The sequence below is a fragment of the Bradyrhizobium sp. genome, assembly GCF_049586575.1.
Classification (GTDB): domain Bacteria; phylum Pseudomonadota; class Alphaproteobacteria; order Rhizobiales; family Xanthobacteraceae; genus Bradyrhizobium.
Genome location: NZ_JBAVCF010000787.1, coordinates 1 through 2,079 on the forward strand (window position 1 = coordinate 1; position 2,079 = coordinate 2,079).

A 2,079-nucleotide genomic window follows, 5' to 3' on the forward strand; every position below is an offset into this window, starting at 1 on the left:
ATGCGAAAGGGGACGCCATGCCTTGGGCGCTCATCGAAGTCCGCCGGCAGTGGTCTCGCGAGGAAGAGACCGCGATCATCGATGCGGTTCACGCTGCGCTTGTGGCTGCATTCCGGATTCCCGCCAAGGACAAGCATGTGCGCCTTCAGGTGCACGAGCCGCATCGTTTTGCGCACCCGCCGGCGCTGGCCGAACCGGAGTACGCGACGTTGGTGTCGGTGGACTGCTTTGCCGGCCGATCCGTCGAAGCCAAGCGACGGCTCTACGGGGAGATCGTCGACCGCCTCGAACCGCTGGGAATCCCCCGCGACCACGTCTCGATCACCCTTCGCGAAAGCCCCACCGAAAACTGGGGCATCCGGGGCGGCCAGGCTGCGTGTGACGTCGACCTCGAGTTCAACGTCAAGGTCTGATCAACGCACTCTTCTGCGGCTGCGGGAGTGTTGCCCAGCCGGGGCCCACACCGAAAGTACCTGCGGCACGTCTGTCGCGGCCGACGGGCAGCTGCTCGGCATGTCACCTACGTGCCAGGGCGCGAGTGGCGCCAGTGCGAGATTCTCACCCTCCACCCCGCAGAGCAGTGGCGCGGGGCGGGGACCGCGTTGATCGAGACGGCCGGGCAGCTGGCCAGACAGCAAGGGTACGTGCGTCTGTGGCTCATTACCACCAACGACAACGTTGATGCGCTGCGTTTCTACCAGCGCCGCGGCTTCTGCCTGGTGACCGTGCATCGTGGTGCCGTGGACCGCAGCCGTGCCCGCTAAAGCCCGAGATCCCTTCGATGGGCGGGGAAGTTGGTGTGATTACTGTTACTGTGACGGGTCGGCCGCACCGGCCGTGATGACCTTGATGCCGCCTACAGCGGCGAGGGGGATCAGGTGACGGACATACAGGATCACGTCAGCGCCTTGCTGCATGAGGCGGGCGAGACCCACCATCGCGTTTTCCGGATCGTCGACGGAGCCGACGATGACTGGGCCTCCTGGTACGCGCAGTGGCTCATCGACCTGTCGGAGCTACCAGACCTGCTGGGCGCCAGGCCGGTGCGAAGCGAGCTGATTTACCTGCTTGTCAGCCTCGACAGGCAATTCACGGCCGAGGCTCCAGGTGAACCCTGGGAGACCTACTACGCTCGCCAGATCCTGCGCCATTTCCGGGCATCTGGCAGCTGAGGACAGCGCCGCCGTCATCGGGCTCCGGGCCGACGAACATCCGGTCATGCCGCGGACAGGGTCCACGCAGGGTTCTCGGTCCTGCGTCTTGACGGATGAGTGTTTCTTTCGGGCGCACTACACAGAACTCGTTACCTTCAGGGTCGGCAAGGACAAGTCCAGAATTCAGTGCCGGTCTGTCCGATGTCTACGCGGCGCGCCCCGAGTGCGAGAAGGCGGTCAATCTCCTGATCGCGGCCGGCGGCGCTGCTGGTGAGGTCAAGATGTACGCGGTTCTTGCCGCCAAGCGCCTGCGTCCAGAACTGCCATGGCGGGCAGATCGTGAGCGTCAACGACGATGTGGTGGAGTCGGACGGGCATGTCGCCAGTATGCGCGGCGCGCTGGACCTGCATCTCGCCAACTCCGGGGACTTACGGCCCTCATCAGACGTCCTCATCTGACCGCGGAGCTCGTCTGCCCGGCATTGGCGACCTGGTTGCGCGCTTTCGGCAGCCGGGGGGAAGGTGTCAGTCGGCGATGGGCTCCCAGATCAGCTCAGCCACGTCGATGACCAGATCGGGTCCGGCCTGGCCTGGATCGCCAGGTGCGCGGACCTCGCCGGTGCAGACGCAGACTGCGTCGTTCAGCCGGCTGTAAGGCTCGCGGTCTGCCAGGTGAAACACCGACCCGACGATCTGGCGGCGCTCTGGCGGGTAGGCACGGCCGTATCCATGCCACTCCACCATAATCACGGCTCCGTCGTCGGCCTCGATGACAGCCCGGAAATCTGGCCGGAAGGGGCCGCCCGCGCCTTCCTTGCGGGGGAAGTTCGCGCCGCGGAACCGGCCGGTTACCAACCCTTCACAGCGTCCCTCGGCGATGAAGAACATCTGCTGCCAGCCGCCGTCCAGGCCGACCGCCCAGCTC

Annotated in this window: 5 protein-coding genes; 3 read left to right on the plus strand and 2 right to left on the minus strand. The window is 65.7% G+C overall.

Translation table 11 applies throughout. From position 1 onward, the window contains the following. The 3 genes from WB528_RS28180 to WB528_RS28190 all read left to right on the plus strand — a co-directional run. On the plus strand, positions 1-413 hold a 413-nt coding region (locus WB528_RS28180), incomplete at its 5' end, for a tautomerase family protein (RefSeq protein WP_423892700.1). 111 nt (positions 414-524) lie between these two features. Beyond that, positions 525-764 carry a GNAT family N-acetyltransferase gene (locus WB528_RS28185; protein ID WP_423892702.1) on the plus strand — a complete coding sequence of 80 codons (240 nt, stop codon included), beginning with the start codon at positions 525-527 and terminating at the stop codon, positions 762-764. 114 nt (positions 765-878) lie between these two features. Next, positions 879-1,172, plus strand: coding sequence for a hypothetical protein (locus tag WB528_RS28190; RefSeq protein ID WP_423892703.1), 294 nt, complete (start codon positions 879-881; stop codon positions 1,170-1,172). Positions 1,173-1,309: 137 nt separating this feature from the next. Here WB528_RS28190 and WB528_RS28195 read toward each other — a convergent pair whose 3' ends face one another. Beyond that, complete coding sequence (locus tag WB528_RS28195) at positions 1,310-1,609, minus strand: VOC family protein (protein ID WP_423892705.1); 300 nt, start codon at positions 1,607-1,609, stop codon at positions 1,310-1,312. Between the two features lie 70 nt (positions 1,610-1,679). Further along, positions 1,680-2,079: hypothetical protein (locus tag WB528_RS28200; RefSeq protein WP_423892707.1), on the minus strand; the 400-nt coding region annotated here is incomplete at its 5' end.

Excerpts from the sequence above, each read along its gene's own strand:
- WB528_RS28195 (WP_423892705.1), bottom strand. The coding sequence starts at position 1,609 with ATGAGGACGTCTGATGAGGGCCGTAAGTCCCCGGAGTTGGCGAGATGC.